This window comes from Rhodopseudomonas sp. BR0C11 (assembly GCF_010820945.1).
Taxonomy (GTDB): domain Bacteria; phylum Pseudomonadota; class Alphaproteobacteria; order Rhizobiales; family Xanthobacteraceae; genus Rhodopseudomonas; species Rhodopseudomonas palustris_H.
In genome coordinates this window covers 1-1,811 of the sequence record NZ_QTKI01000626.1, presented here as the reverse complement: position 1 = coordinate 1,811, position 1,811 = coordinate 1, and the positions used below count along the sequence as shown (strand labels likewise).

Genomic DNA, 1,811 nt, shown 5'->3' with positions numbered 1-1,811 from the left:
ACGCGCTGGAAGTGCGCGGCGACTCGATGGTCGAAGCCGGCATCCTCGATGGCGACATGGCGCTGATCCAGAAGAACGACATCGCCGATACCGGCGACATCGTGGTGGCGCTGATCGACGAAGAGGAAGCCACGCTGAAGCGCTTCCGCCGCCGCGGCGCCTCGATCGCGCTGGAGCCGGCCAACGCCGCCTACGAGGTAAGGATCCTGCCGCCGAACCGCGTCCGCATCCAGGGCAAGCTGATCGGGCTGTACCGCAAATATTGAGGCGCGCCGGGCAGAGTTGGTCGCCCGCTCTGCCTTCTGCGTGCGGGTCTTTGCGCCCTACTCGTCGCTCACTTGGTCCTGCGGCGCCGGCGTTGCGTCGATCGGCGCACGGCGGCGGCTTGAAGGTTCGGTCGAGATAGCCGCGTCCGTCGCGTCCGCGGCCGCTGGAGCCCAGGGCCGACTCTGGCCGCGAGGTCGGGCGGCATCCGCCACGAACAGCCCTGGATCGTTTTCGCTCCGCCGCAGCACCAGCGCGCCATTCGCCTGCAATTCGTCCCGGCCGATCACACGTGCGGCGCAATCCGGCGGTGGCTGGCCGGCGGTGACGATCAGCACGGCGCGGGTGCAATCGTCGGCGAGCCCGTCGGGGCGGAGCGACAGCGCCACCAACCGTCCGTCGGCGAGCGGCGTCACACAGCCGTCCGGATCGCAGGAGACACCGGCTCGCAGCGATGCTGCATCCGGGGCGCGGGAATCGGCGTCGGCGGCGAGCCACTCCTTCAGCCGAAAGCTATCCGCGCCGCCCTGCATTAGCCGCAGCCGGCCGTCGGCGCCGCGTACCGCGACCTGCCTGCCGTCGCCGGCAATCAGCACCTCCGGCTGCGGCGTCAACGCCGCCCAGGCGATGGCGACGCCAACGCCGAGCGCTCCGCCCCAGCGCAGCGGCGAGCGGAGCAGACCGAGCATCACGATACCGAGGGAGGCGACGAGCAAGGGGCCAGTACCGAACGCGGTGACACGGCCGACCGCGCCGGGCAGCGACGCCACCCATTGGGCGACCAGGATCATCCAGTCGATCCCGAGTTCCATGATCCGCCAGAACGGCGCATCGAGCCCGAACGGCATCGCCGCGAGCCCGAGCAGCCCCGCCGGCATCACGATCGCCGACACCACCGGCATGGCCGCCAGATTGCTGAGCACGCCATAGGGCGTGATGCGGTGGAAGTGATAGGCCGCGTACGGCATCGTCGCGAAGCCGGCGACCAGCGAAGCCAGCGCCAGCAGTGCGATTTCCCGCCCGCCCCACAGCGCCACCCGCGCAGCAGTCGAACTATCGGCCTGCGCGAACAGCGCCGGCATGCCGATCTGCACCAGCGCCACCAACCCAAGTGTGGCCGCGAACGACATCTGGAAGCTCGGATGCACCAACGCTTCCGGCGCGATCAACAGCACGACCAGTGCGGCCAGCGCCAGCGTCCGAAACGTGATTGCACGGCGGTCGACCATCACGGCGATCAGCACCACCGCTGTCATCAGAAAGCTGCGCTGGGTCGCGACTTCCGCACCCGACAGCGCCAGATAGAACGCCGCGGCGAGCAGCGCGACCGCGGCTGCGACCTTCTTGATCGGAAACGTCACGGTCAACCGCGGGATCAGCGCCAGCAGTGCGCGGAGCGCGAAGAACACCACGCCGGCCACCACCGCCATGTGATAACCGGAGATCGACAGCACGTGACCGAGACCGGAGATGAACATCGCGTCGTTCACCGGGGTCGAGATCGCGTCTCGCTTACCTGTGAGCAGCGCGGTGGCACTCGCGCGCGG

Annotated in this window: 2 protein-coding genes; one reads left to right on the top strand and one right to left on the bottom strand. The window is 69.2% G+C overall.

What is annotated here, in order from left to right:
• Nucleotides 1-266: LexA family protein (locus tag DYI24_RS25945; RefSeq protein ID WP_283810908.1), on the top strand; the 266-nt coding region annotated here is incomplete at its 5' end.
• Nucleotides 267-323: 57 nt separating this feature from the next.
• On the opposite strand, the gene DYI24_RS25940 is transcribed toward DYI24_RS25945, so the two are convergent.
• The coding region (locus DYI24_RS25940; RefSeq protein WP_164574354.1) for a ComEC/Rec2 family competence protein at nt 324-1,811 on the bottom strand (1,488 nt) is incomplete at its 5' end.